25 protein-coding genes are annotated in these 23,549 nt (G+C 41.2%); 11 read left to right on the top strand and 14 right to left on the bottom strand.

The window, feature by feature from the left end; all coding sequences use genetic code 11:
- Positions 1-124: 124 nt before the first annotated feature.
- On the bottom strand, positions 125-1,192 hold the full coding sequence (locus BMZ56_RS24855; RefSeq protein WP_090632472.1) for a radical SAM protein: 1,068 nt from the start codon (positions 1,190-1,192) through the stop codon (positions 125-127).
- A gap of 178 nt (positions 1,193-1,370) precedes the next feature.
- Here BMZ56_RS24855 and BMZ56_RS24850 point away from each other — a divergent pair, with 178 nt between their 5' ends.
- Positions 1,371-2,066: a hypothetical protein gene (locus tag BMZ56_RS24850; protein ID WP_143073025.1), complete on the top strand. Its 696-nt coding sequence runs from the start codon at positions 1,371-1,373 to the stop codon at positions 2,064-2,066.
- A 283-nt stretch (positions 2,067-2,349) separates the two neighbouring features.
- Positions 2,350-3,351 carry a sodium:calcium antiporter gene (locus BMZ56_RS24845; RefSeq protein WP_090632468.1) on the top strand — a complete coding sequence of 334 codons (1,002 nt, stop codon included), beginning with the start codon at positions 2,350-2,352 and terminating at the stop codon, positions 3,349-3,351.
- 13 nt (positions 3,352-3,364) lie between these two features.
- On the opposite strand, the gene BMZ56_RS24840 is transcribed toward BMZ56_RS24845, so the two are convergent.
- Both BMZ56_RS24840 and BMZ56_RS24835 read right to left on the bottom strand, forming a co-directional pair.
- The gene (locus tag BMZ56_RS24840) at positions 3,365-4,225 is read right to left on the bottom strand and encodes a hypothetical protein (RefSeq protein WP_090632465.1); all 861 of its coding nucleotides are present in this window, start codon (positions 4,223-4,225) and stop codon (positions 3,365-3,367) included.
- A 395-nt stretch (positions 4,226-4,620) separates the two neighbouring features.
- Positions 4,621-5,454 carry a hypothetical protein gene (locus BMZ56_RS24835; RefSeq protein WP_143073024.1) on the bottom strand — a complete coding sequence of 278 codons (834 nt, stop codon included), beginning with the start codon at positions 5,452-5,454 and terminating at the stop codon, positions 4,621-4,623.
- A 220-nt stretch (positions 5,455-5,674) separates the two neighbouring features.
- On the opposite strand from BMZ56_RS24835, the gene BMZ56_RS24830 reads away from it, so the two are divergent.
- Positions 5,675-6,241, top strand: a complete 567-nt coding sequence (locus BMZ56_RS24830) for a sugar O-acetyltransferase (RefSeq protein WP_090632518.1) — start codon at positions 5,675-5,677, stop codon at positions 6,239-6,241.
- 430 nt (positions 6,242-6,671) lie between these two features.
- On the opposite strand, the gene BMZ56_RS24825 is transcribed toward BMZ56_RS24830, so the two are convergent.
- Positions 6,672-6,896 (bottom strand): CDGSH iron-sulfur domain-containing protein, encoded by a 225-nt coding sequence (locus BMZ56_RS24825; RefSeq protein ID WP_090632461.1) that lies wholly within the window; start codon positions 6,894-6,896, stop codon positions 6,672-6,674.
- Between the two features lie 286 nt (positions 6,897-7,182).
- Here BMZ56_RS24825 and BMZ56_RS24820 point away from each other — a divergent pair, with 286 nt between their 5' ends.
- Positions 7,183-7,395, top strand: a complete 213-nt coding sequence (locus BMZ56_RS24820; RefSeq protein WP_090632459.1) for a winged helix-turn-helix transcriptional regulator — start codon at positions 7,183-7,185, stop codon at positions 7,393-7,395.
- Positions 7,396-7,430: 35 nt separating this feature from the next.
- Here the strand turns inward: BMZ56_RS24820 and BMZ56_RS24815 are convergent, their stop codons facing one another.
- Positions 7,431-7,934 (bottom strand): DinB family protein, encoded by a 504-nt coding sequence (locus BMZ56_RS24815; RefSeq protein ID WP_090632456.1) that lies wholly within the window; start codon positions 7,932-7,934, stop codon positions 7,431-7,433.
- Between the two features lie 595 nt (positions 7,935-8,529).
- Positions 8,530-8,808: a DUF2188 domain-containing protein gene (locus BMZ56_RS24810; RefSeq protein WP_245893399.1), complete on the bottom strand. Its 279-nt coding sequence runs from the start codon at positions 8,806-8,808 to the stop codon at positions 8,530-8,532.
- Between the two features lie 370 nt (positions 8,809-9,178).
- Between BMZ56_RS24810 and BMZ56_RS24800 the strand changes: the two genes are divergently transcribed.
- The 4 genes from BMZ56_RS24800 to BMZ56_RS25510 all read left to right on the top strand — a co-directional run bounded on the left by BMZ56_RS24800 (position 9,179) and on the right by BMZ56_RS25510 (position 12,237).
- On the top strand, positions 9,179-9,538 hold the full coding sequence (locus BMZ56_RS24800) for a toxin (protein ID WP_090632451.1): 360 nt from the start codon (positions 9,179-9,181) through the stop codon (positions 9,536-9,538).
- Complete coding sequence (locus BMZ56_RS24795; RefSeq protein ID WP_090632448.1) at positions 9,535-10,557, top strand: type II toxin-antitoxin system antitoxin SocA domain-containing protein; 1,023 nt, start codon at positions 9,535-9,537, stop codon at positions 10,555-10,557. Before BMZ56_RS24800 ends, BMZ56_RS24795 begins: the two co-directional genes overlap by 4 nt.
- Before the next feature lie 427 nt (positions 10,558-10,984).
- The gene (locus BMZ56_RS24785; protein ID WP_090632444.1) at positions 10,985-11,833 is read left to right on the top strand and encodes an amidohydrolase family protein; all 849 of its coding nucleotides are present in this window, start codon (positions 10,985-10,987) and stop codon (positions 11,831-11,833) included.
- A 221-nt stretch (positions 11,834-12,054) separates the two neighbouring features.
- Positions 12,055-12,237: a hypothetical protein gene (locus BMZ56_RS25510; protein WP_143073023.1), complete on the top strand. Its 183-nt coding sequence runs from the start codon at positions 12,055-12,057 to the stop codon at positions 12,235-12,237.
- Here the strand turns inward: BMZ56_RS25510 and BMZ56_RS25760 are convergent, their stop codons facing one another.
- The 5 genes from BMZ56_RS25760 to BMZ56_RS24765 all read right to left on the bottom strand — a co-directional run bounded on the left by BMZ56_RS25760 (position 12,238) and on the right by BMZ56_RS24765 (position 15,817).
- A complete protein-coding gene (locus BMZ56_RS25760) occupies positions 12,238-12,396 on the bottom strand; it encodes a hypothetical protein (RefSeq protein ID WP_177195301.1) in 159 nt (52 codons plus the stop codon).
- Positions 12,397-12,407: 11 nt separating this feature from the next.
- Positions 12,408-12,803: a DUF6934 family protein gene (locus tag BMZ56_RS24780; protein ID WP_394341165.1), complete on the bottom strand. Its 396-nt coding sequence runs from the start codon at positions 12,801-12,803 to the stop codon at positions 12,408-12,410.
- A gap of 321 nt (positions 12,804-13,124) precedes the next feature.
- Positions 13,125-13,763 (bottom strand): Abi family protein, encoded by a 639-nt coding sequence (locus tag BMZ56_RS24775; protein WP_218146666.1) that lies wholly within the window; start codon positions 13,761-13,763, stop codon positions 13,125-13,127.
- Between the two features lie 888 nt (positions 13,764-14,651).
- Positions 14,652-15,674: a topoisomerase DNA-binding C4 zinc finger domain-containing protein gene (locus tag BMZ56_RS24770; protein ID WP_090632437.1), complete on the bottom strand. Its 1,023-nt coding sequence runs from the start codon at positions 15,672-15,674 to the stop codon at positions 14,652-14,654.
- A gap of 2 nt (positions 15,675-15,676) precedes the next feature.
- Positions 15,677-15,817 (bottom strand): UvrD-helicase domain-containing protein, encoded by a 141-nt coding sequence (locus tag BMZ56_RS24765; protein WP_256213871.1) that lies wholly within the window; start codon positions 15,815-15,817, stop codon positions 15,677-15,679.
- Between the two features lie 22 nt (positions 15,818-15,839).
- Between BMZ56_RS24765 and BMZ56_RS24760 the strand changes: the two genes are divergently transcribed.
- Positions 15,840-16,445, top strand: a complete 606-nt coding sequence (locus tag BMZ56_RS24760) for an ATP-binding protein (protein WP_090632433.1) — start codon at positions 15,840-15,842, stop codon at positions 16,443-16,445.
- Positions 16,446-16,636: 191 nt separating this feature from the next.
- Here BMZ56_RS24760 and BMZ56_RS24755 read toward each other — a convergent pair whose 3' ends face one another.
- Both BMZ56_RS24755 and BMZ56_RS24750 read right to left on the bottom strand, forming a co-directional pair.
- Positions 16,637-17,068: a hypothetical protein gene (locus tag BMZ56_RS24755; RefSeq protein WP_143073021.1), complete on the bottom strand. Its 432-nt coding sequence runs from the start codon at positions 17,066-17,068 to the stop codon at positions 16,637-16,639.
- Positions 17,069-17,486: 418 nt separating this feature from the next.
- Positions 17,487-18,926 carry a toll/interleukin-1 receptor domain-containing protein gene (locus tag BMZ56_RS24750; protein WP_090632428.1) on the bottom strand — a complete coding sequence of 480 codons (1,440 nt, stop codon included), beginning with the start codon at positions 18,924-18,926 and terminating at the stop codon, positions 17,487-17,489.
- Positions 18,927-19,226: 300 nt separating this feature from the next.
- On the opposite strand from BMZ56_RS24750, the gene BMZ56_RS24745 reads away from it, so the two are divergent.
- The gene (locus tag BMZ56_RS24745; RefSeq protein WP_146088625.1) at positions 19,227-20,330 is read left to right on the top strand and encodes a competence protein CoiA family protein; all 1,104 of its coding nucleotides are present in this window, start codon (positions 19,227-19,229) and stop codon (positions 20,328-20,330) included.
- Between the two features lie 533 nt (positions 20,331-20,863).
- Positions 20,864-22,465, top strand: a complete 1,602-nt coding sequence (locus BMZ56_RS24740; protein WP_090632423.1) for an anti-phage dCTP deaminase — start codon at positions 20,864-20,866, stop codon at positions 22,463-22,465.
- A 315-nt stretch (positions 22,466-22,780) separates the two neighbouring features.
- On the opposite strand, the gene BMZ56_RS24735 is transcribed toward BMZ56_RS24740, so the two are convergent.
- Complete coding sequence (locus BMZ56_RS24735) at positions 22,781-23,443, bottom strand: hypothetical protein (RefSeq protein ID WP_143073020.1); 663 nt, start codon at positions 23,441-23,443, stop codon at positions 22,781-22,783.
- Positions 23,444-23,549: the final 106 nt, after the last annotated feature.

The following is a 23,549-nucleotide window of genomic DNA, read 5'->3' as shown; positions in this document are numbered from 1 at the left end:
TTTCAAAAAAGAATATAATTCCGGCTGATTGACTCGTTCCATTAATTGTTTCTGTAGTTTTTCCAATTCAACGGTCTTACGTGACACTGCGCTTTTGAGTGGTGTTTCCATTTTGCTATCCATATCAAATCTGATTAAGTATCGTATCTATAAGTAATTTTCTTGAATGTAGACAGAATCGGGTAGCGGTAGAAGATAGATCGCCATTCTCGAAAAACTTGTTACTTGCATAGCCACCTCCACACCCATTAAAGTACCTACATGTGCTAGCGCAATTATTAACGCCTTCAGTAAAGTCCTGTACATAGTCTATCATTCCAACCTTATTAGTCAATGAGAAAAGATCATCTGTCATCATATTACCAATAACGAAGTTATGGTAACGCGTTGATTTAGCGTCTAAAAATTCCGGAGACAGTAAAACTATATTTCCATTAAATGATATGGTAGGGATGAGATTGATAACCCCCCTGTTCGGCTCCGTTGTTTCTGACACATGTAAAAGGGCAGACAAACACTCGTCCAATTCCCGGATGCGGATCGAACCATCTTTAACCCATTCGTTAAAAATTACCAACCAAAAATGGCGAACATCATCATCTGAAAACCCAAGATCCCTTTTGTTGAAATTTTCGATTTCTTCGACGTTGAATCCTACGGAATTACAACCAATCTGCTTCAGGAATTCGTAGATTTCCTTTGGCTTTTTTATGTTGTGTTTGTTGATTACGCTCAAAACGTCAAAAGCTATATTTGATTCACGAAGTTTTTGTATTCCGGCGTAGGCAGCATAAAAGGAATTTCTGCCGCTCCATGATACTCGATCGCTATTATGTTCAAAATCGCCATCCAAGCTAACGCTTACCTGTATCTTATAGTCAATAAATAACTGGCACCAATTCTCATCAATTAACGTTGCATTGGTTTGGATAGATTGAGCGATTCCGGCATTGTGGATAATTTCCACCATTTCGCGGAAATAGTCAATATTCATCAACAGCGGTTCACCACAATGCCAACACACACTTTTAATCTCTTTGTTTCGCTCGATTGATTCCTTGATTCGAAAAATTACTTCTTTTGAAATGATATTTTTGACGTTCCTGTCTGGCAAATAGCAATAAGAGCAATTTAAATTGCAAGCCGTAATCGGTTGTATAATCAGACTGTCAAAATAATAGTTAAAAGTCATAACAAGTTTTCATAACCCAACTCATCCAAGCGTTTGCAATTACATAACGAGATTCGCGAACTTAAGTTGACGACAACATCGCTGTTTATAGCGTTACCAATTTATAAAAAATAGTTTATTTCCACAGAATTAAATTATTGTTTTTAAATTTACAAGTGTACAATTAGCTGGTTGACCTATGATAAGGATACATGGAGGTGCTCAACGAAAAATATGGGCAGTAAATTTCATTTTACTCTTTTTAATGGCTCTTACCTGCTTGATGGCTATCCTTTTAATCTATAGTATTTTACAAGAAAATATTGATCTGATCAATAAAAGATACCATACGTATTTCGGTATGAGAATCTTGGATACGAAGACCTGCGCTTCTTTATTTATTACTTTAATCGGCTTGTTGCTTGTAAGGCACCATTTCCTCATTGGTTTTATGCCAATACTGGTTTACGAAACACGAAGAACCAAAAAGCCGACATTTGACGCAATTTTTGAAAACTGTGAAGTCTGGCAGGTGAAAGTAAAAAATGTAGGTCTCGGAGCTGCAAAAATATTGAAGTATGAATTCAGGTTAAATCAGTCAGAAATAGAAGACACCAGTCACGACAAAAACTTTGATGAAACAATTGTGGCCCTTAATGACATCAATATCGTTTATGACAAAGATTTTTGCCTGGAAGAAATAACCTCAGGTTATACACTGCCTTCGAAAGATGAGATGATTATTTTTGAGATCAACACCGCGATTTTATCAAAACTTAGGCAATTGGATCTTCAGATCACATTTTCAGGTTTGTTGGGGAATCGATTTGTAAAAGACGTATTTTTAATTCCGCGGATTGAGCTCGGGGCCGAGGAAAAAGTTGCGAATAATTAACAAGCTTGCCTGCTCCAGAAGGGTAAACGAGGTGCTTGGCGACGTAATACCGTCGTTGCCTCATCGATAACGTCATCTCGCGATGTTTTTGCCTTTACGGGGTTCGGATAAATTCTGTACCCGAATTGATTTGAGCCATTGATCCTTTCCTCTCCGCTGCTGGTAAGAGGCAACGTCCGGTGTTCAGAGAAGGGGGGGATTTGATTTGAATTATTTAGTTTTGGAAATAGCTAGCTGAGGGAGCATTACAAGCGAGGTCAGAAATTTAAGCAACCGCGATAAGATGGAATTGGAATTTGGAATCACATTAACTATTATCGTATTTATTATCGCGTCTGGTACCATCTGGTACTTTTGCACTAAACTTTCTGACATTGTCGATTTCATAGATGCGGAATTCAAGCTGGGCAGCGCATTCGGCGGCACGCTGATCCTAGCAGTGGTCACCAATTTACCGGAAATAGCTATCACTACAAATGGGGCACTGAAAGGCGATGTTGGCTTGGCGACGGGAAATATCCTCGGAGGTATTGCCATGCAATCGGTGCTGTTGGTCTTATTCGATTTCGCCTCAAGAAAACAGCCCAAACCACTATCCACACTAACCAGCAGCGAGACTAGCATCCTCCAGGGGCTCTTCCTTGTTGCTATCTTAACCATGGTTGTTATTGGACATCAATTCCGCCCGTCCCTACTTCTTGCAAGAATAACGCCTCCCGAGGTGTTCATCGGCTTCATATGGATCCTTAGTATCTTTGCGATGAAAAAATTCCAGAAAAACAACCCGGTTCCACCTAAAGATAAGCCGAAAATAGCATTCACCAGAACTTCTGCACTAATCTGGCTCAGCGTCGTGTCTGCCATCGTATTGGTGTTTGGCGTGTTATTGGAAGCCACAAGTTCCGCTATAGCATCCCACTATCAGATAAACGGCGTTATCTTTGGCGCAACGATATTGGCACTGGTCACCTCGTTGCCAGAAATTTCCGGGGGACTGGCTTTTGTTCGCAACCAATCCTATCAACCTATTATCAGCGATATATTTGGCGGCAACGTCTTCCTGCCTGTATTATTTATCCCCGCTACACTTATTACAAACAATGCAGTATTGCCCAGTGCAGATAACGTAAATATATACCTTACCGGCGTGGCCATGCTGATTACGCTTATATTCCTCTCCGGAATGCTCATCAAAAGCAATAAACGGTACGGGGGTGTCGGCACGGATTCTTGGATAGCCGTGGGCGTCTATGTGATTGCAATGATCGGACTTTTCTATTTGTAAATGCGTTGATGGCTCATCCTATGATTATTATTACACCAGCTATTTTGGTCACCCGATCATTATTCTTACCCACCACAACCCCCGAAGTTTTCAGCCATTTGGAAGGTTCGCCGTTAAAGGGGTTGATTTTATGTTCAAAATGATATAGTTTGTCAGGATCGACAATGCCAGCAGCAAGTTGTTCTAAGTTCGCTATCGCCTGACTGTCAAGAACATGTGATATGTCTATGTCATTGAACGGAACCGGAGCATCTTCCGGTATCCCGTAAATTTTTTTGGCCCCACGGGAGAGCTCGAATGACATGTCTTCCAAATTGAGCGACCAATAACCGATGCCCGGCAATTCTACTTCCATGGATATGGATTCCAATATTTCCAGCATCCGTGTGCCGGCGTTTTCCAGGGCAATGTAACTTTCTTCCAACTCCTGCCCGGTTCTTAACAACTCTTTGTAAAGCTCGTCATTCTGTTTTTCCAGCGTGGTGACTGTTGTCTTTAGCTGTTCGTTTTCGATTTGAAATCGGGTGGTATCGTGCACCGTGTGTATAATAAAGTCTGGCTCCGTAGCTACTTTTTCAAAAACACTTTCAAAAAAAGCGAGGTCGGTCGTATTTCCTAACGTGTGAGTTAGTGTGATTCTGGCTGCTTCCGGATTAATGGATTTAAGTGCCCGCATGATCGCGGCATTTCCGGCCGATTCAGTCAATTTCAAAGCAGACATCCCTTCCAGCGATTCGATCTTCCATAGTTTTACAAAGGCTTCATTCGCATAACGGATTACAAAATCGCTCGCGGAATAGATAGCAACCGGCAAACTGGCCCCGGTAAGTATATTCAGCAATGGACCGGAAAGCAGATCGTTTTTATTTTTCATCTTCACATTGATTATTTTATTGTTGGCCAGGTTAAAAGACAGTGGTCATTTACGTCAAGCAATTAGTTCATTAGGTGAATATCCGAAATGTTTCTTGAAAGCAAATGAAAAATGTGATAAGTTTTGAAAATCGATTTAGTAACAGACTTCAACCGGTTTCCTATTTTTGACGATCTGGAAATGAGCGAATTCCAATTTTCTATTTTTCTCCACCTAGTCTCATAACCGATACGGTTTCCACCTGTTCAATTCTCCCGGTTTCGGGGCTTTGCTTTTTTTGTGACTTTGTGGCGCGTACGGATAACTGCAATATGGGTTTTCAATTAGACGTAACTGAACTCAGGGAAGATTGCGGAGCCTGCGGAAATACTAAAAAATCACACTGGATTGGTATGTTATTTTGCAGGTATATAGCTATATGCGTGTGTTGCTATTAATATGCCGTTCACGGCGCTATAAATTTCCGCCGTTAGCGGGTAGCCTGCATCGTTATACGTGTATTTCCAAATATCGTTGGTAACAGAGCCTACGAGTGCAGACGAAGACTTTACGGCCTGATGGTTATTAACGCCAGGGAATTTCCAGGCAAGCGGGTTTCCATTTGTACCCACGCCTATTTTATCGTCATAGTTGCTTTGTTCTACGGTTGCCCACCACTGTCCGTCCACCTGATAAACGATGGATAGCAAATTTCCGTTATCATCGTACGTATAGGTATTCACATAGGTAGTTGGATTGTCCGTCACTGCAACAATGGTTTCGATCAGTTTACTGTCGGAATAGCTGAACTGGTAATTTTGGGTTAACACCCCGGATTCGTCGGATACCGTTTGTACCATCGTTACGGGTCTGCCGTCGTTGCCAAAAGTGTACTCCTCTATGGCGACAGCGCCATTTTTGTTTTTACCGGTCACAACAGCCGGGAAATCAGCGTTATTATAGGTGTAGGTTGTGGTCAGTTCACGGGTACCTTCGGCATTATACGTATGAATAACCGTTGGCCTGTTCTGACTGTCATACTCGTAGACAGCACTGGTTTTTCCGTTTGTTTTCGCTTCAGCAAGCAGGAGTTTGCCAGCCCCAGCCGGTCCTGTATAACAGGCGCTTTCTATGTCGTCTGGGTCACAGTCGTTTTCATTTTTGGCACAGGAGGCAAATATTGCCACCATAAAGAGAAGTCCAAGCATCTGCATGCTTGCTTTCAAGTTGTTGCTGTTTTTGCTCATCATGTGGTGTGTTTTATTATGAAAGCAAAGTTACTCGAGGATGTTCGATAACATTACCCCCTAAAGGGGGTTAAATAAAGCCCTGGTAACATGCTTTGGTGCGGAATATTCAAAACGTCAATGCCCAGCAACTGCCTTCCTAGTCCGGTTCTCACTATTGCCTATGTTTTCAGAAATCGTATTGGCTTGGTTTATCAGAAATCAGGTACCTTTGTCCGATAGCATGAAGGATAAATTACGTACCAAGCAAATACACAGCAAAACACCCGAGTCGGCTGCTATGGTGCAAAACGTGAAACGAGCAATGGAGATCACCGCCGCTATGAATCGGTTAACGTTTAACGATGCAGATGAAGTCCGAGTATTATTCAGCAAACTTATAGGCAAAAAGGTAGACGACCAGTTTCTGCTGATTCCTCCCTTTTATTCAAACGGCGGCGATGAAATCAGTCTGGGAAAACGTGTATTCATCAACCAGAATTGCACCATTTATGACCTAGGTGGTGTAACCATCGGTGACGATGTAATGATTGGTCCCAATGTAAGCATTCTTACAACCGGTCATCCGCTTGCCCCGTCCTTACGCCGTTCGGTCACCGTTGGAAACCCGATTGTGATTGGGCGAAATGTCTGGATAGCGGCCAATGCCATTTTGATAGGTGGTGTTACGATCGGAGACAATTCCGTCGTAGCGGCTGGGTCCGTAGTCACCCACGATATTCCGCCTAACACGTTGGTAGGTGGCAATCCCGCCCGGGTCACGCGCATCATTGAAGATAACCCGGAATAGGCCATGGATGTTCCCGTTGTGACTACTTCGGGGACGGAAATACCACCTACCTAAAAACAGGGGTTTTTCAAGAGCGAAGAGGAAATAGCGAATGTAACAATCCGGAGCCTTCATGCGTTATATAGTCAGTTAGTAAAAATTGTCTTTTTATCTGTTCGTTAATTTGATTTTTAATGGTCAGATGGAGCCTTTGATGATTTGAATAATTCTTATCCCTTCGTGATTTAATAATTATTTAAATCATGTCGGGTCCATAATTTAGGTTTATAATTGGTTAGTTTGAAAGCCCCGATTCTCTCCGTTTCGGGGCTTTGTTTTTAGTGAGTCTATAGCGAAAGCGAATTCCGCAGCAACACCGGGTTTTTATTTTGGACGTGGGCTGAGCTCCGGCAGGTGTAGCCGGAGGAGGAGGCGTTAAAATAGGGGTGAATTAGACCTTTTTTGGAGGCAAATCGAAGGCTATGGCCTCATGCTCGAAGTGCCCGTTATGCGATCCATCGCAAAATGGCTTGTTTTGTGAAAGCCCGCAACGGCAAATAGAAAGTACCGACCTCCCTTGTAAGCCATAGGCATTACCATTTCTGTCTACGATTTCAAAATCGCCTTCAATTCTCACCGATCCGTTATTATTAATAGTTAGTTTAGTCTTAGCCATTTAATTTCCTTTTGCTGTCAAAAATAGCGCATAGAAATGATCCATGGACATCTACTTATAGTTTAGAAACATTATACCGTATACGAGTGCTGGGCAACCTGGTGCAAACTCGATGGGCTGAAGTAGCGTTCTCGGCATCGATGGTCTGAAGCCTCACGTTGGTAGATGCAATATAATTGAGATCGTAGCATTCCGAAATCGTGAGGCATTTGAGCATTATGGGCTTAAGCCGCCAAAATTCGAAAATTTCCAACATGGATTCCGCGTCGTTGTGTATGCTGAGACGATGACCGAAATAGATCAAACGTCGGGGAAAACGTCGGGGAAAATCATAGCCCATATCCGAGAGAATCCCAATATCACAATACCCGAGCTTTCACTATTACTGGAAATTACTGAGCGTTCGGTAGAACGGAATATCAGCCAATTGCAAAAGGACAGGAAATTATTGCGAATAGGCCCGGCCAAAGGTGGCTATTGGGAGGTCATCGGTGACTAAATTCTGCAAGTTGTCGAAACTAATTTCCAGGTAGATTACACTGTGACACAGACAAGCTTTATCACAATGCCAATCTGGCCCAGGTGGTAAATAATGTGGTGGAGGATACCATCCACGGCAAACGAATATTCAAATTCACCGTCAAAGTCCTGGTCGTAGTACCTTTCATTTAAAAACGTATCCTCTTTTTCCTTCAGGAGGTTAACGATTTCACTAACGCTATCTTCATACCTTTTCCTGATTTCGTTCCAGCCCAATTCTTTAAGCCAGTTATTAGCGGGCCAATTCGGCTCATCGGTAAAGTCGAGCTGACCCACCCCGTTTTTGATTTTCAGTATTAAATCTTCATTCCAAGCCGTTATATGGGCAACCAATTCGGCAACACTGTGCAAGGAAGGCAAGGGCTTTATAAACGCCTGTTCCTCCGTTATGCTATCAAGCTTTTTATTGAAATTGTCCCCCATCCAGAGCTTTCCACTTTGCAATTCCAAAAGCTGGTGGACGGTGTGTTTAATCAGCCTGTTATCGGCTTTGGTCATTTTGTGTGCAGGAAAGACAGGCGTGGGCCTATGTTATCATTAACTATCAGTGATGCGTTAAGTTTTTGAACGGAACTTATTTGACCGCTAAAAGCGTAAAAGTAAAAAGCTTAAGTGTGATATCCAAATTCCGTGACTGCAGGTATCGTCGTCACTCCTTCGCAAAGACAAATCTGCCCGCATCGTTTGTTTTCTTAATGGGCCTCGGTGCTTTGTTTGGCAATAGCATTGTTGGTAGCTATTCCCGGTGTACACGGCCGCCACGTTCATCACGCCATTGTCTATTTTAACATATCTTAACAAAATCGCTGTAACAATCCAGAGCCTTCATACGTTATATACCTTCATACGTTATATAGTCAGTTAGTAAAATTTGTCTTTTCATAATTTAGGTTTATAATTGGTTAATTTGAAAGCCCCGATTCTCCCCGTTTCGGGGTTTCTTTTTTGGAATTCATTCGCCGAAGGTGGGGGGTAGCCCAAGTGTGTCAGATTAGCCGTTTTGTCGGTCTTAGCGGAGGTGAGCACCTGCCAAATAAAAAGGATATCAGCAATACTGCCAATATCCCTTCAATTCATCCATAATTTCATAAACCTATCCTTTGGGTGGATGAGGATCATTCCCGTAACTATTGCGATCACGGATTTGGCCGTTAGGGCGATGGATGAACAATTCGGATTGCTGATTCCTTGCAATTTCCCTGGCTATGTCGATAGCCTCGTCTTGGGTAGAGGTTGTCACCGTTACACGGCTATTCGCCGCACCCCGTATCGCCAACTTCCGTTGTGCGGCACCACATGTTGGTTTTTTGACATGCTTCTGTAATTGATAATAAAATAACAACCTACTTCCTCTTGGTGACCGTTTGCGCATAGGTAACCTTCGGGTGGCGTTCTGCTGTTGAACGTTTTACGAATCGACCAGTGATTGCGCTTTTATATATCTTTACTCTAATCGTTCTTGCCATGTCTTTATACCTCCTTTCGTTTTCAAACTTTTTAGTTGAATAAATAGTATTCATTATGAATTTAATCAACTAATAAGTTTAAATATCAATACAAATATTTTATTACTCAACTTATTCGTTGTATATTTGTATCCACATAAGTGATGTAAAATGCCTATCGATTTGTGACAGTGCGGATTAGAAATGCTTAATATGTGGAAAACTTGTCACGGATAAGTTGTTTATTTGAGATGAGATGGGAGAATGTTCGATGTATTCATTTAATTCCGTATTGCTGTGGCCTCTAAAGACGACGTCTCCCTTTTTCTGCAAGAGTTCTTTACCAAGTACCGGGTATTTGGCATCATTTTCAGGGATAGCAGGCCAAAGAATGCGCAGACACTGTTGGTTTTGGAAATCACGCCAATCAAGCGGCGAGAAATCGTGGAGTCTATCACTGTTACTGATTATAGTGAAGGTCCGCTGGACGATAGGCTGTACGGTATAGCCAGCATGTGGGTATTCGGCAAAGTATATAAGAACAACGAACTGTATATAAAAATATCAGTGGGGACATCAAGTAACCCGGTCATCTGTATCTCATTCCATCCGGCAGCGCACCCCATCAACTATCCTTTCAAAAAGGAGAAAACATGAATAGCCCAATCACAGGAAAACCAATGAAATTGGTCCGCGAAGCGGACACCCTCACGTTCCGTAAAGAAACGTTCAACATCGTGTATCATTATTATTTGTGCGAGGATAGTGGCGAGCGATATACCGACGATCAGCTGGATACGCTCAACATGGTACAGGCCACCAACCAATACCGGGAGAAATACGGCATCCCGTTCCCGGAGGAAATCCGGCAGATACGCGAGCAGTACGGTGTATCTGCCGCTAAAATGTCGGAGATATTAGGATTGGGGGCCAATGCTTATCGGTTGTATGAAGCAGGGGAGATGCCCACCGTGGCGAACGGGCGGCTCATCCTATCCGTACGCGAGCCGGAGGAATTCATCAAGCAGGTAAGGGCAAGCAGCCATTTTTTAGGAGAGCGGGAGGTGAACAAGTTGATTTCTAAAGCTCAGCCATTGATCGATCAACGCAGCGATGTCTTATATGACTTCGAGCTCTCTCAGATTACGTTACGTGAAGATCCACCCAATTCATACAATGGATACCGACGGCTTAGCCTGCAACGTATCGCACAAACCATCGTCTTTTTTGAACAGCATATCGGCAATCTATATAAGACGAAGTTAAATAAGCTGTTGTTCTATGCAGATTTCCTCGCTTATAAGCACCGTGGGAATTCCATTACGGGGTTGCAATACCGCGCTATCGACTATGGCCCGGTTCCGGCTGAGTATGGGCGGTTATACTTGAGACTCCAGGATGACGGTAAGATTTCGGTTGAGGAGCGGAATGGTAAGGATGATCAATACGTAGAGATTTACTTCCCCAATGTGCCTTTCGACGAAGGAGAGTTCACAGCAGTGGAGTTGCGTATCCTCGAGTCTGTGGCGCGGTTATTCAGGATGAAAAACACGGGTGAAATTGTGCATCTTAGCCATCAAGAACAGGCTTGGCAGGACAACGAAGGTGATCGGCAGCTTATCGACTACCAGCGTTACGCCTTTGGGGTAGGGGATAGCCTTGATATGTCAGATTAACCGTCGCTAATTTTAGGGGAGATTACAGGCAGCATCCGCCGTTATGGCATGCACTTACGCAGCGTAAAGGCACCACTTGATTTATTCCAATATAGTTTAATTTCTCTGTCAGCAACATTGTAGTTAAAGCTATCGAAGTCAAAATTGTTATGAAGGTCGATTTGTCTTCCTTCAATTTCTATTGCGTGATTGTCTATTATGTCGAAGTTTACTTTCATTGTTGTGTTGTCCATATCCACGAAATTATAGAGTATGTGCTCATCGGATAATTCTGTTCTTTGAAGTCGGCAGCTTATCAACTACCAGTATATGGCTTTTTGAGTTGGCAACCTGTGGCGCGTGAAGATCTGGTTGTCAGCAGGATTAATTACCTTTGTGTAAAGGTTGATTACGATGATAACTCAAAACGCCTATTGATCTTGTTCGTATGAAATTACCATTGCTCACGTTTTCGCTTCTTTTCCTTTCATCGGCCGATAAGGACGTTCGAAAAGTGTTTGACGTGCACCTTCATGGTCACGATCAAATTGCCGTACAGCTTGCCGCGCTGGAGGAGGCAGGCGTGTATCGGGCGGCAGTAAGTACATCGTGGGATTTACAAGATAGCTACCGGGGTAGGTCCAAAATTGATTTCTTGTACGGCCTTATGTTCCCCTGCTCCGAAGGCCGGGTTCCCTATAGTCTCCAGCCCTGTTTTCCCAACGGTCAGGACTGGCCAGCCATCCAATGGGTCGAGGAACAGATAAAAGCGGGAAAGATTGATTTTTTAGGCGAAGTCTTGAGCCAATACTACGGTATTTCGTCGTCAGATTCGTTGTTGTTTCCCTATTACGCATTAGCGCAGCGGTACAATCTTCCTGTTGGCATACATACCGGCGGAGCTGGACCCAATCACGGCGCGCTAAACTTCAAGGAAGAACTTGGTAACCCTTTGTACCTAGCAAAAATGCTTTCAACGTTTCCCAAGTTAAGGGTCTGGATCATGCATGCCGGAGACAGTTACTATACCGATGCAATTACCATCATGGAGCAATACAGCCAAGTCTACGCAGATATTTCCGTTCTGTCCAATCCAGCTATTGTATCCGCAGATCGTTTTGCCACTATCATGAATGCTTTCGTGGAGGCCGGGTTAGAAGATCGACTTATGTTCGGCACCGACAATGGCAACGTACAGCAAGTCATTGCCGCCGTAGACGGGCTTCCCTTTTTATCAAAGCACCAGAAGGACAAGATTTTTTTCCGAAATGCGGAGCGTTTTTTTGATAGCCCTTAGCCCCAGCCGGTTTTGTAGTCCGAACGGTCAAAATGAATGAAACTAAAAGGGAGAACGTGTAACTGCAGAGACAGGCTATTCCTGCAAAATCGCGAAGGTTGCCCGTGGCGATGCCAGGGTAGCTAATACCAAACTGTTATGAAACTGTTGGAATATTCAGCGGCAGAAGAAATTCTAAAAGCCGAAGTTTCGACGATTAAGGCGACTAGGTGAGGCCATCGATGGTCCGAAGCCTCGCGTTGAGTAGAAGCAATATACAGGCGTCACAAAAAGCCCTTCCGGGGCATCGTCAAATCCCTTATTTCACGCAATGGGGCGGGGTATCGTATGCATACCTCGTCATTGCGGTAATCGAATCCGTCGTGTTCAATAGCAAACATGGTAGTATGCTAAAAAGTCCGTAGCTACTCAGGCAACTTCTTGATTTTCCTCAGGCTTTTGTTAGCTTGGGCCAGTTTTCTAGGGGCCAGAACTTTGCCCTTCAACTTATTCAGGTGTTCGTCAATGGTAATTGTCACTTTGTTACCAAGGACAACGTCTTCAATCTTCACTGCCTTTTTCATGATATACAAAATTATGATTTTTTCCTTTTAATGAGAAACCCCTTAGCTGCCAGTTTTTTATCAAACATGACAAACTGTGTGCCATCGGTGGTTTGCGAGTAGATATTGAATGTCTCAACAAGTGTGGTATAATTCAAGCTAATGGCCATTCGATACAGCCGGGTCCGTTCAACGGTGCTTCCCTGAAAGTAGATGTAACGTTTCGGGTAGCGTTTTGTGTATTCCAGTACAGCGGCCACTACCGTGGCCAATATCTTATTTCTGTCACCATTATCACTCACGCTATAATCGTCTACCTCGCCATCCTCATCCACATCACCGAAAGCCAAATTATATATGCCATCTAAATCTGTAGGCATAAAAACAATTCGTTTTTTAATTATCCCGTTCTGCCCTCGCTTATAAATTCAAAAACACTTAGGTCGTCTGCTGCAATATAGTTTGAGTAAAATTCGTAATTCATAGATGGTACGGTCAGGTTATCAGTAAATATGGCTTATGCGTAGATGCCATTCACAGTGTGACAAATATAGCAAATGGACCATCTATTGAAATAGATAGTCCTGTTAATAAATAGATTGCGCAATTCCTGCATAAGTCGGAAGAAATAAAATTCTCGTCCCATTCATTTGGATAAGCTTCACGGCATACACTAATCCCGTGAGCACAGCCATTGTGATTTTCTTGCTAGGCCGGAAAGGTGATAAAAACTTCATAGAGCTGGTTAATTATAGATTGTCTATTTCATTGCATACGACGACGATATGGTCCAGTCCGTACAACAGCGCCGATTCATCAATGCTCATCCACTGGAATAATTGCAATATGAGGTTATATTGCTGCCGCGCATATGTGGTGTCAATCACCGGTTGGCCTGTGGCGAAGCATATCGGTTCATGGTGGGCGATGCGGTTACGCAGCTCGTTTATCTGGCCGAGTTGATTAAACACATAGCTGTGGTTATATTGGATGGTTGGTGTACTGGTCGGTTTGGCTGGAAATACTTTAAGTAGAATTTTACCGCCAGCATGGAATTGCGGTTGAGCGAATAGATAACGCCAGAAGCCAAAATCCATTTCCGCGATAAGCTTAGCGGAGGTGTAATTGTGGTTTAGCTTTTTGAGAGATTGCAGGATGATGGCTTTCGTATGTCTACAGTTATGATTGTCGAACATACCATTTATCGCAGCGTTTTTCAACCATTCGGCACCATATGTATTTCTATAGACCACATCCACCTTATTCCGCAAGGTGATTTCAAAGCAACTGATAATCGTAAATAGTTCCTGCGACAGTTTGAGGTTTTTCCGGTACAGCGTCATCGCTTTTTTGCTGGCGCCGCGGCAGGCCTGAAGATACCTGTTCATGCGTGGTTGCGAAAGAATACGCTGAAAATCGCGATACAACATTTGGCTTAGTGTTTTGTTATTTCAATAAATAGTCTTATCTTTGTATAAGATTATTCCCGGTAGCCCCTGAAGCAATTCAAGCTATCGGGTTTCGTTTTTCATAAGGTTATCTTTTTCTTTCTAAACCGAAGCTTTTCCTCAAATCGGTTCACGATGGTTGTGGTAAAGATAATCAATCAATATGTTTTAGCCAAATTTTTTAGTAATCAGGTTGCTGTTTTCAGTCGTCATTACATCGTTTTTTTCCATTCCTGCTAATACTTGCACAAGTAGTAACTTATCTCAACTTGCTTCGTATCCATTCCAAAAAATCGAAATTAGGGAACAAGAATGTTGCCAAGGCGACCAAAAGCGCCGCTATCGCTATTCTGATTACCACCTTGCTGTGTTTGTTGTAACTTTCCAGTTTTTTCGTTGTAAGCCTTTGTCGTGTTCTTCAAGGCGATTTCTCCTTAATGAACGTCAACGGCTAATTAGCCGGTTTAAGTTTTGAGTTTAGCGAGGTAATTCTTATCTTCGTCTTAGGTTTAGGTTGATAGCCCCTAACCCCATTGGGGCGGACGCCCGTTATCTTTCAGGTAACGGGTTTCTTTTTATCACGTTATTGTCTTTTTAACATATCTTAACAATCCTGCTGTAACAAAGCGGGGAGGGAATGCGTTATATAGTCAGTTAGTAAAATTTATAAAATTGTCTTTTCATAATTTAGGTTTATAATTGGTTAGTTAACAAGCCCCGATCCTCCCCGTTTCGGGGCTTTGTTTTAAAAGATTCTTATAGCAAATCAGCTCTTCTCTAAATACGCTTTTTCTCCTGTAAATATCGATTTTCCGGCCTGTATGCATATCATTTCAACTTTATCGTATTCGTACACCCAGGATAATTCGTACACCCCAAAAAGTCGCCAAATCTACCGCTCCTTTTAACCATAAAGCCACTTTCACAACCCGGACATAATATACTGTCCGCTAAAATTTCCACGTTTTTAAACGTCTGGTTACAGCTGGGGTAATGCGAGCATCCTAAAAATTGACTGCCATTAGCCGTATGCTGCCTGATCACCAATTTCCCGGTTTTACAATATGGACACCCTGTAGCGTTCACAGCCCCGTCAGTCGTGGTCAATAAATAATTGTTGTCTTTTAGTAGCTCTTCCACAAACAACGACGCTTCTGATGGAGTAAGCAATACCACTTCATTTTTGGTTCTCGTCAACGCAACATAGAACAACCTACGCTCCTCTGCAAATCGGTATTCCTCGTTATCACTTAGCAAAAGCGATAGGAGGGGGTCATCCGTCATTTTGTTGGGAAAACCGAGCAAATGGTTGCTGAGCTTTAACACGATCACATTATCTGCCTCGGTGCCTTTTGACCGATGAACGGTTAAATAGTTAATATCAATTTCTTCAAATCCTTTTACTTCCAATTTACCTGTGCTTTCAAAGTATTTCACCCTGCTTTTTGGAGTCAGGGCGATCAAATCGTGGATGTCGAAGCCGTGCCGTCCTAAAACCAGGATTGATTTGTTGCCATATTTGCTGACGAGTAGACCTATTTCATTTATGAACGCGTCGGCTATTTCCCCGTCATTGTACTGCACAAATTTAACGGGAGCTTCCAACGGTTCTTTCTTAGACTTCGGAAACTTGGAGATCTGTCTTTTATTCTTTTGAATAAATTTTGAGGTGATGTCGATGAGAGGCTGGGAATTCCGATAGGTTTGTTCGATCAATAGCTGTTCATATTTTCCGACGTATTTTCCGAAATTACTGAATAGCGAGATGTCACTTCCTGCAAAGCCATAAATCGATTGCCAATCGTCTCCCACACAAATTAACCTAGCACCCGACAGATTCCGGATTTCCATAATCAACTTAAATCGGGAAAATGAATATCCTGATACTCATCAATAATGATGTATTTATAGGTATAAGTCGGCTTGTTCTCGCTTATGAGTTCCGTTGCGAAGTTAATCATATCGTTGAAATCAAGCTCATTTCTTTCCTTCAACGTGTTATCGTATTTTTCGAGAATGGGCAGTGCAAATTGTAAAAACATTTCCTGCCGTTCGCCGCTCAGCGGCGATTCATCGGTAAAAATCTTTGACGATTATATTGAGTTCTTCAATCCCGGCCATCTGCCGGATACGATCACTATAGCGCAATTGCTTGCTGACGAGTATTCGTCGTATTCCCGTAACCGGAAAGTCGCTGCTACTTTTAAAGAGGCTCAATTGATAGAAACCGTTCGCGAATGGCGAACAGCTTCATCGCCATTGAAAACAAGCAAAGCCGATGAAAACTATGGTTCTGGGATTCGTCGAATCCGGGAGGCGTTTGAACAATACGGCTTGAAGGCACCGACGTTTGAAAATTTCCAGCATGGATTCCGTGTTGTTGTGTATGCTGAGACGGCAACCGATATCGATAGAACGTTGGGGGAAACGTCGGGAAAAAAGTCGGGGAAAATCTTAGCGTACATACGAGAGAATCCCGATATCACCATACCTGAGCTTTCGCTGCTACTGGAAATTACTGAGCGTTCTGTAGAGCGAAATATCAGCCAATTGCAAAAGGACAAGAAATTATCGCGTATCGGTCCGGCCAAGGGTGGCTATTGGGAGGTCATCGGTGACTAAATTATACATCCATTCGTAGCTGATTTTAGGGGAGATTACAGAGTAGGGGATTAAAAAACGAAAGGTTTCCAAACGGGGAGAATGGAAACCTTTACTAACCAATTATAAACCTAAATTATGATGACGCAAAGATAGTGTAATTTTTACACTAAGCAAATTATTCATGTAATTTTTTTGGCTTCCCGTAGACGTCATCTAATGGCACGGTGAAAAACATCTCGCAGTTCTTTATTCCGCGCTTTCCGGAGCTTGCGCTCCTCCCGGCGCTGCTTTTTAAGGGCATCCATGCGTTTTAACCATAGGGAACGCTGCGTCATGGCCCCATACCTGTAGCGGTTATCGTCCCTTGTGGCTGCCTTGTGATCGGCCTCTTTTTGGCCCGTGTCAAAAAAAGGGACATGCTTACCATCCGGGGTCACCAGCACATTCCCGCTGATCACCGAATGGGTGCCGTTCGGATTGACAATCACATCGCCCGTGCGCACGGAATGGGTACCATCGGAATTCACAATGATATTTCCCATGGCAGCGGAATGCGTCCCATCCGGATTGACGATTATCTGCGCCTGTGCACTGGCACTGCATGCCAATAGTGTAATCAGGGACGTGAAAAATTTGTTCATGGACATGGCCGTATCCTCCTTTCTGTGTGAAGATAAACAACTTTGAGGGAAATTTTTGTAATCCTTCATCCTATCTAGCATCAATTTTACAAAGGGCAGGAATTTATGCTCCTTTACCTTATCTTTGGTAAAAACACCCGATGGAAAAATCAACAGCATCCGATGAAATCCCTCGATTATTCATCGAGGCTTGGAATGCCAGGCGCGCCGATTGGCTTATCGCATTTTTTTCAACAACGTATTTGGCAAGTTCTCCACTAAGAATGCCTATTGCTTTCAATGTATCCTTCTATGTCTGTCACACCTCACTATTTATAATATCCTAACATACAATGGCACTCCTCTATTTTTTAATGTTCTGGAAATCAAAAAATTATTGGATATCGTTTAGCTTGAAATCCTTTAAAATATCATTAAATCACCTAATAGTCGCGACATTATCAATCTCAACAATTTCATATATAGGTAATACGCGGTCAAACGAACCCGAATAGCTCACACGTTCCGGGTTTTTGTTTCGCTCTTTATAAGATTGTAAGAGGTTTCGGAACTCTTCTGCATTGGCAACATTGAATATTCCTTTTACCTTTTCAAAAAATCGTTGTGACACCAATTTTCCAAGCAAATCCAGATTTCGCCGACTTCGATATATATAAGTAATCGGAAACCAGTAGCTTCCTGACAATTCGGCCACATAGTGGCAAATCAGATCCGCGTCTATAAGTTGGTCTTTTGACATTCCCTTCGGTATTCTTTTAATAATCAAATCGGCCATCGGGCTGAAAAAATTTTGAGAAAATGTCTGGTTATAATACTGTTTTATGGATGCGATATGACCATACAATTCAGTAAATTGTTTCGGTTTCACTTTATCTTCATAGCGACTTTTGAAGAAGTAGTTAGAATGTAGCAATTCATCAATAACCCTATAGTTTTCGTTTTTTAACCCCAAAGCGATAAGATAGAGGAATATTTCATGCACAAAAAACCTAAAGTTATCATAGTCGCCGTCATACCATTGACCCCTTTCATCCCTTGGATAAGTCAATTGTGGTGTTCGTTCCAAAAAGTGAATAAGGATGTCAATATCAAACTGATCCCCAAGTTTAAAAACCTTGTCGAAAAATAGAATAAAGTCATCCCGTAAAGGGGTGTACGATTGAATGTTGTCGCAAATTGTTTTCCCCGTATCAATCGTATCGCGGGAAGTAAACGTAATTACAAATTCATCAATGCTTGTATAATATTCATCCAAAAAATCCCGAATCATGGGATTCAGTCTATTAGGGTTTTTATTGACCAGATTGTCAAAGCTCCGTACAAGAGAAGACGTCTTTTGATGGTGCGGTGTATCCTCGAATAAATACGGAGGGGGTGTCCCTATTTTTGGTTTGCTGTATGCCGGTCTTTTGAAAATGTTTCTTAACAGATTTTCATAATTGTTCTCAAAATCCGTCTGTTCGCTGAAATCCAGGTAAATCCTGCCTTTCAAATAGGTCGGCATGTGGGCATCTCCTTTGTCATCTTTTTCCGTGACGATAGGGATGAACTTTTCCTGTGATACATTTTCGTATATCTGCGGACTGATAATCTGCGTTTCTGTACCCACACCACCTGCCCGTTGTTCGGCTTTGTCCGCGTATTTTTTGTCCAATATAATCAGTACACGTTGAATATCGTTGGATTTCACCATTGATTCCATAAAAGTGTACTTGTCCTGGCCTTCCTTGAGATCCCATTTGTCAATGGTCACATCCACGCCATCCGCGACCAACCTCTCTGCCAGGTTGACAACCCAGTTTTCGTGATCGGGGTTACTCCAACTATAGGAAATAAATACTTTAGGATGATTACTCATAATTGTTCTCTCATTTCAGCTGATATGTTTTGTCGATTCGTCTAATCCTCAATTTTAGCAATTATTTTAGAAAACCCATTAGATTAAAAGTAAATCTTCATTCACGCAAAACAAACGCCTACCATTTCCGTTATTGACATTAGGTTTAGGTTGATAGCCCCAGCCTTGGGGCGGACCCGTTGCTTACGAGTAACGGGTTTTTTTGTCTGTAAAAAATCACCTTTTTTATGTAATTTGCTGGCACAATGTAAGTCAACTAACACAGTGATCCAATACCAACATGCACTTACCTCTGAAGGGGTGATTACCCACATCGGAACAATAACGCGGGAAGTTCGATCTACTCAGCAATATCGCTGTGTTGGCTGCGGTGCGGAAATGACCGCTGTGTTAGGAAACATAAAAGCACATCATTTCAGGCATTCTGGAGAAACCTGCAGCTGGGAGAGCTATCTTCACAAGCTTGGAAAGCAAATCATAAAACAGCGATTTGATGGTTCCCCAACATTCAACGTGAAGTTTTATTCACATAATAGTTGTCCTCATTTAGCACAGTGCGGCATCAGGAGACACCATGTCTGGAAAAGATGTACGCCCGGTACTCCTATTGAACTTCGCACCGTCAACCTGAAAGAAAGTTACGATACATGCCAACTAGAAGTAACCTACCGCAGCTTTAGGGCAGACCTGATGTTAACGCATAGCAAATACCCCGAGCGTCCGCCTACTTTTTTGGAAATCGCTGTAACTCATCAATGCGATCAAAACAAGATCAACTCCGGCATCCGAATTATAGAGCTGGATGTACAAACCGAATTGGATCTAATACAGGAAATTACGGAAAATGTTGGCAATTTGGTGCCACAAAAAATCAATACCTATCCGACAAAGTACGTTTCTGCCATTCGGTTTTACAATTTTAAACGAACGTATCAACCAACGTATGCATTGGATCGCTTTAGCTTGTTCGTTGATGATGAAGGTGAATACGGGGCAGAACTTAGACATGAGGTCGGCAGTTGTCATGAGGCTCAATTCGCCCATCAGGACGATTCATACCTCGAAGTGATGCTTCCAACGGAATTTAACCAACAAAAAAAATTGGGTAGTCTAGGTATTGCATTATCTATTCAAGAAGGGTTCCACATTAAGAACTGTCATTGGTGTAGTCTGTATAACCATTGTAAAATAATCGTCGATAGAATGAAGGTGGTTGATCCGTCATCTGGCAAATACCGCGTTGTTGAAAAAAGGGTGTTCAATAAATCCATTCCGGAATCCGAGATTGACAGGTGGTTATTGGCTAGAAATTGTGATAAATTCCATCCCTCTGTAAGAGAAGCTCAACAAAAAATCAATTTATTCCAAAATTTTCCATATATAAAATGGAAGAAGGGCAGATAAAGGCTTACTCCGCTTCTTGTCTCGGCTGACATATCCGGCAAATCCTACGGTTTCCCGTAATTTCCTTTCTGGTGTATCATTTATTTTCGATGAATATTTCACTCTTGCAATTATCAAATTGAAAATTTAACTTGCGTGTTGTAACGACCTTTATAAACGAAAAGGCCAAAACTGTAAAAGCTAACACCAACTACCCGTAAAATGCGAGTAAGTATTCGTTACCTTTTCCTTGTCTTCGGGCTTTGTATGCCTGCGGTCAATCGTACGCTTATTCTTGAGGTAGGATATGAAATTTCAACTAAATTATGGCAAACATAGCATTAGGGAAACTTCAATTCGATCGAGGCGCCAGGAAAAATCCGGAAACGGCTAAAAAAATAGCGAACGACTAGTTATGACGTCTTGGACGTATGTTACTAACAAGTCTGGTTTTAAATTTTTTAGGAAATATGTAATATCAAATAGCACTTAAACTTTATTCTAAGTGAGATTTAATATGTTAATTTTAATATAACCAATTATAAATCAAGTAAATGAGTCAAGTGAAGTTAAAAAAAGTCTCTGATGTGGATATTTTTGAGAACCAGAAAAAGTCAACTCTTGAAAAAGTAAAAGCCACTTTAACATCAGAATTGGTGATCGGTGTGTGCTCGCCAATTGGATCTTTACGAGAACCTGTTATTAATGAGATCAAGAAACAATTAACCGAAGTTTATCATTATGAAGTTGAAATTATTAAACTAAGTGATTATATAAAAGCCAAGGTTGATTTCGATATTTTGGATATTGAAAAGGCGGGGAAGACACCATCTTTTATCAAATTAATGGAGCTAATAAAGGGCGGCGACCATTTGCGGGAAACAAATGGCTATTCTTGCCTAGCGGACTTTGCAATAACAAAAATTTTAGAAGATCGAATTGAGGGGCTTTACGAAATAAGCGAAATTCCACTTGAAAAAGTTATCAACGATTTAAAACCTAGACGTAAATGCTATATAATTGATTCCCTGAAGCATAAAGAGGAATTGGCTCTTTTTAGATCAGTTTACAGTAGTATTTTTTATTTAATAAGTATTTTTTCGACTGAAAACGAAAGAAAAGATGCTTTATTCAAAAAAGACCTTTCTCAAACTGAAATCGATGAAATAATGAAGGAAGATGATTACGGGAATAGTGATCATGGTCAGAACGTCCGTGATACATTTGTTGAAGCTGATTTTTTTATTCGGATGTCTGAAAATGGTAAAACTGATTTAGATGAAAAAATTAGCCGGTATTTAAAAATAATATTTGAATCTGAAATTGTTACTCCCAATGTTCGAGAAATCGCAATGTATGAAGCTAAGTCAGCAGCCGGAAACTCCTCATGTCTTTCAAGACAAGTTGGTGCTGCTATTACTGATAGACAAGGCGAAATAATTTCCCGTGGTTGGAATGATGTTCCAAAATTTGGTGGAAATTTATATAAGGACGGTCAAGAAGTTGACAATAGATGCTTTCATCTTGGCTATTGCAGTAATGATATTACGAAGGATGATGTTTCCGGGGATATTGTTGAAAGTATTTTCAAGAGTAAAGATTTGGAAAAGGTTATTCCTGGATTTAATATGATAAAAGGCCATAAAGAAAAAGACAAAGCGACAGATATTTTGAGGGATATAATTAGAAGGAGCTCAAAAGTAAAGGACTTAATTGAGTTTTCTCGTTCTGTTCATGCTGAAATGCATGCAATTATAGTAGGAAGCCAATTGGGGGGATCAAAGATGATTGGTGGGAAACTATTTTGCACTACTTATCCTTGCCACAATTGTGCACGTCATATAATTGTTGCTGGAATTGAGGAAATATATTATATAGAACCCTATAAAAAAAGTCTATGCACGATACTCCATAAAGACGCTATTACGGAAAATGAAAATGATACCTCTAAAGTAAAGATCTTAATGTATGATGGGGTAGCCCCACGAAGATTTTTAGAATTTTTCACGCAAAGCGGAAAGCGAAAGGGACTTGATGGTAGGGTGATCTTGGAAGAAAAGTCTTTGAAATTTCCTAAATCTCCGTTAACTTTGCAAGCAATTCCTACTTTAGAGATGCAATCGGTTCATTCATTAAGTGACAAAGGATTGTTATAAACGCTATCATGAATAATAGTAAAGGAAAAACTAACTCCCCTGGAAAGCAGCTTTCATTGGATTTAGAAGCAAAAATTCAGGAAGTTTCTGCCGATCTCAGGATAAACAATTCTACAACTGTAATTAACATGCGTACATATACTAACAAATCGTTTGTTGGATATATTACAAAAAATTCTAAATCGTTCTAATTCAGTTATTTGTATTTTTCGATGAGTATTTCAAAATCATGCCTTATTTCGAGAGGAATTCCAATAATTTCTTAGCTCTTGGCGTGTTGCTGCCTATATTCTATTTAAGGGTTAATTGTTAGGGCTAATCAGCTCGAAGATATTGATAAAGGATATCAAACTTACCTTTGTCATAAGGAAATCTTTCACTCGAAAACACCTGTAGCAACGCTGATTTCATAATCTCATACTGTTTGCTGTTAAAATTATTGTAGTCAGTATCAAGATGCTTATCAATAAGATGCATATGTACTTTATTTCTTAACTTTCGTAGATAGTTCAAACTTTTATATAAATCCTGATTCTTTCCAAGAACTTCTTTTTTCTCAACCCGACGAATCATATAATCCAAATTCATCTCATCGTCTTTTGGAGAATCGAGCCTTAGATAAAACACCGTATCTGTTTTATACCATTTGCCCTTAATTAATTTGTAATTAGAAGAAAATGTGTCTACTAAAACAAAATCCCTTTGCTTTTGTAGATTTTCGCTTTTTAAAAAGTACAATAAAATAGCTTCAATGATTCCCATTCCAGTAATTAAGTAGGTTTTATACAAATGAGTTAAAATAACACTGTGGCCTTCATTGTTTATCTTTTTACTTAAATACTCTAAATATTGTGTAGCATATGCAATATTATTTATAAGCTCGTAAGTTCTTGGGAATGCTTTGTTAATTTTAATACCTGTATCAAAAAAATCTCGAAAGGAATTAATAGGTTTAACATTAGAAATAGTTTTAGCCATACACAGTTTATACCCGTTGTGCGGTTTAAACAGCAAGCGCATGTTTCAACCTGTTAATATTTCTGTTGTTTAAAAAGTTCGTGTACTGCAATACTGCTACTGCGGA

Source organism: Parapedobacter indicus (assembly GCF_900113765.1).
Classification (GTDB): Bacteria; Bacteroidota; Bacteroidia; order Sphingobacteriales; family Sphingobacteriaceae; genus Parapedobacter; species Parapedobacter indicus.
The sequence above is the reverse complement of the archived record's forward strand: the minus strand, read 5'-3'. Positions and strand labels throughout refer to the sequence as shown.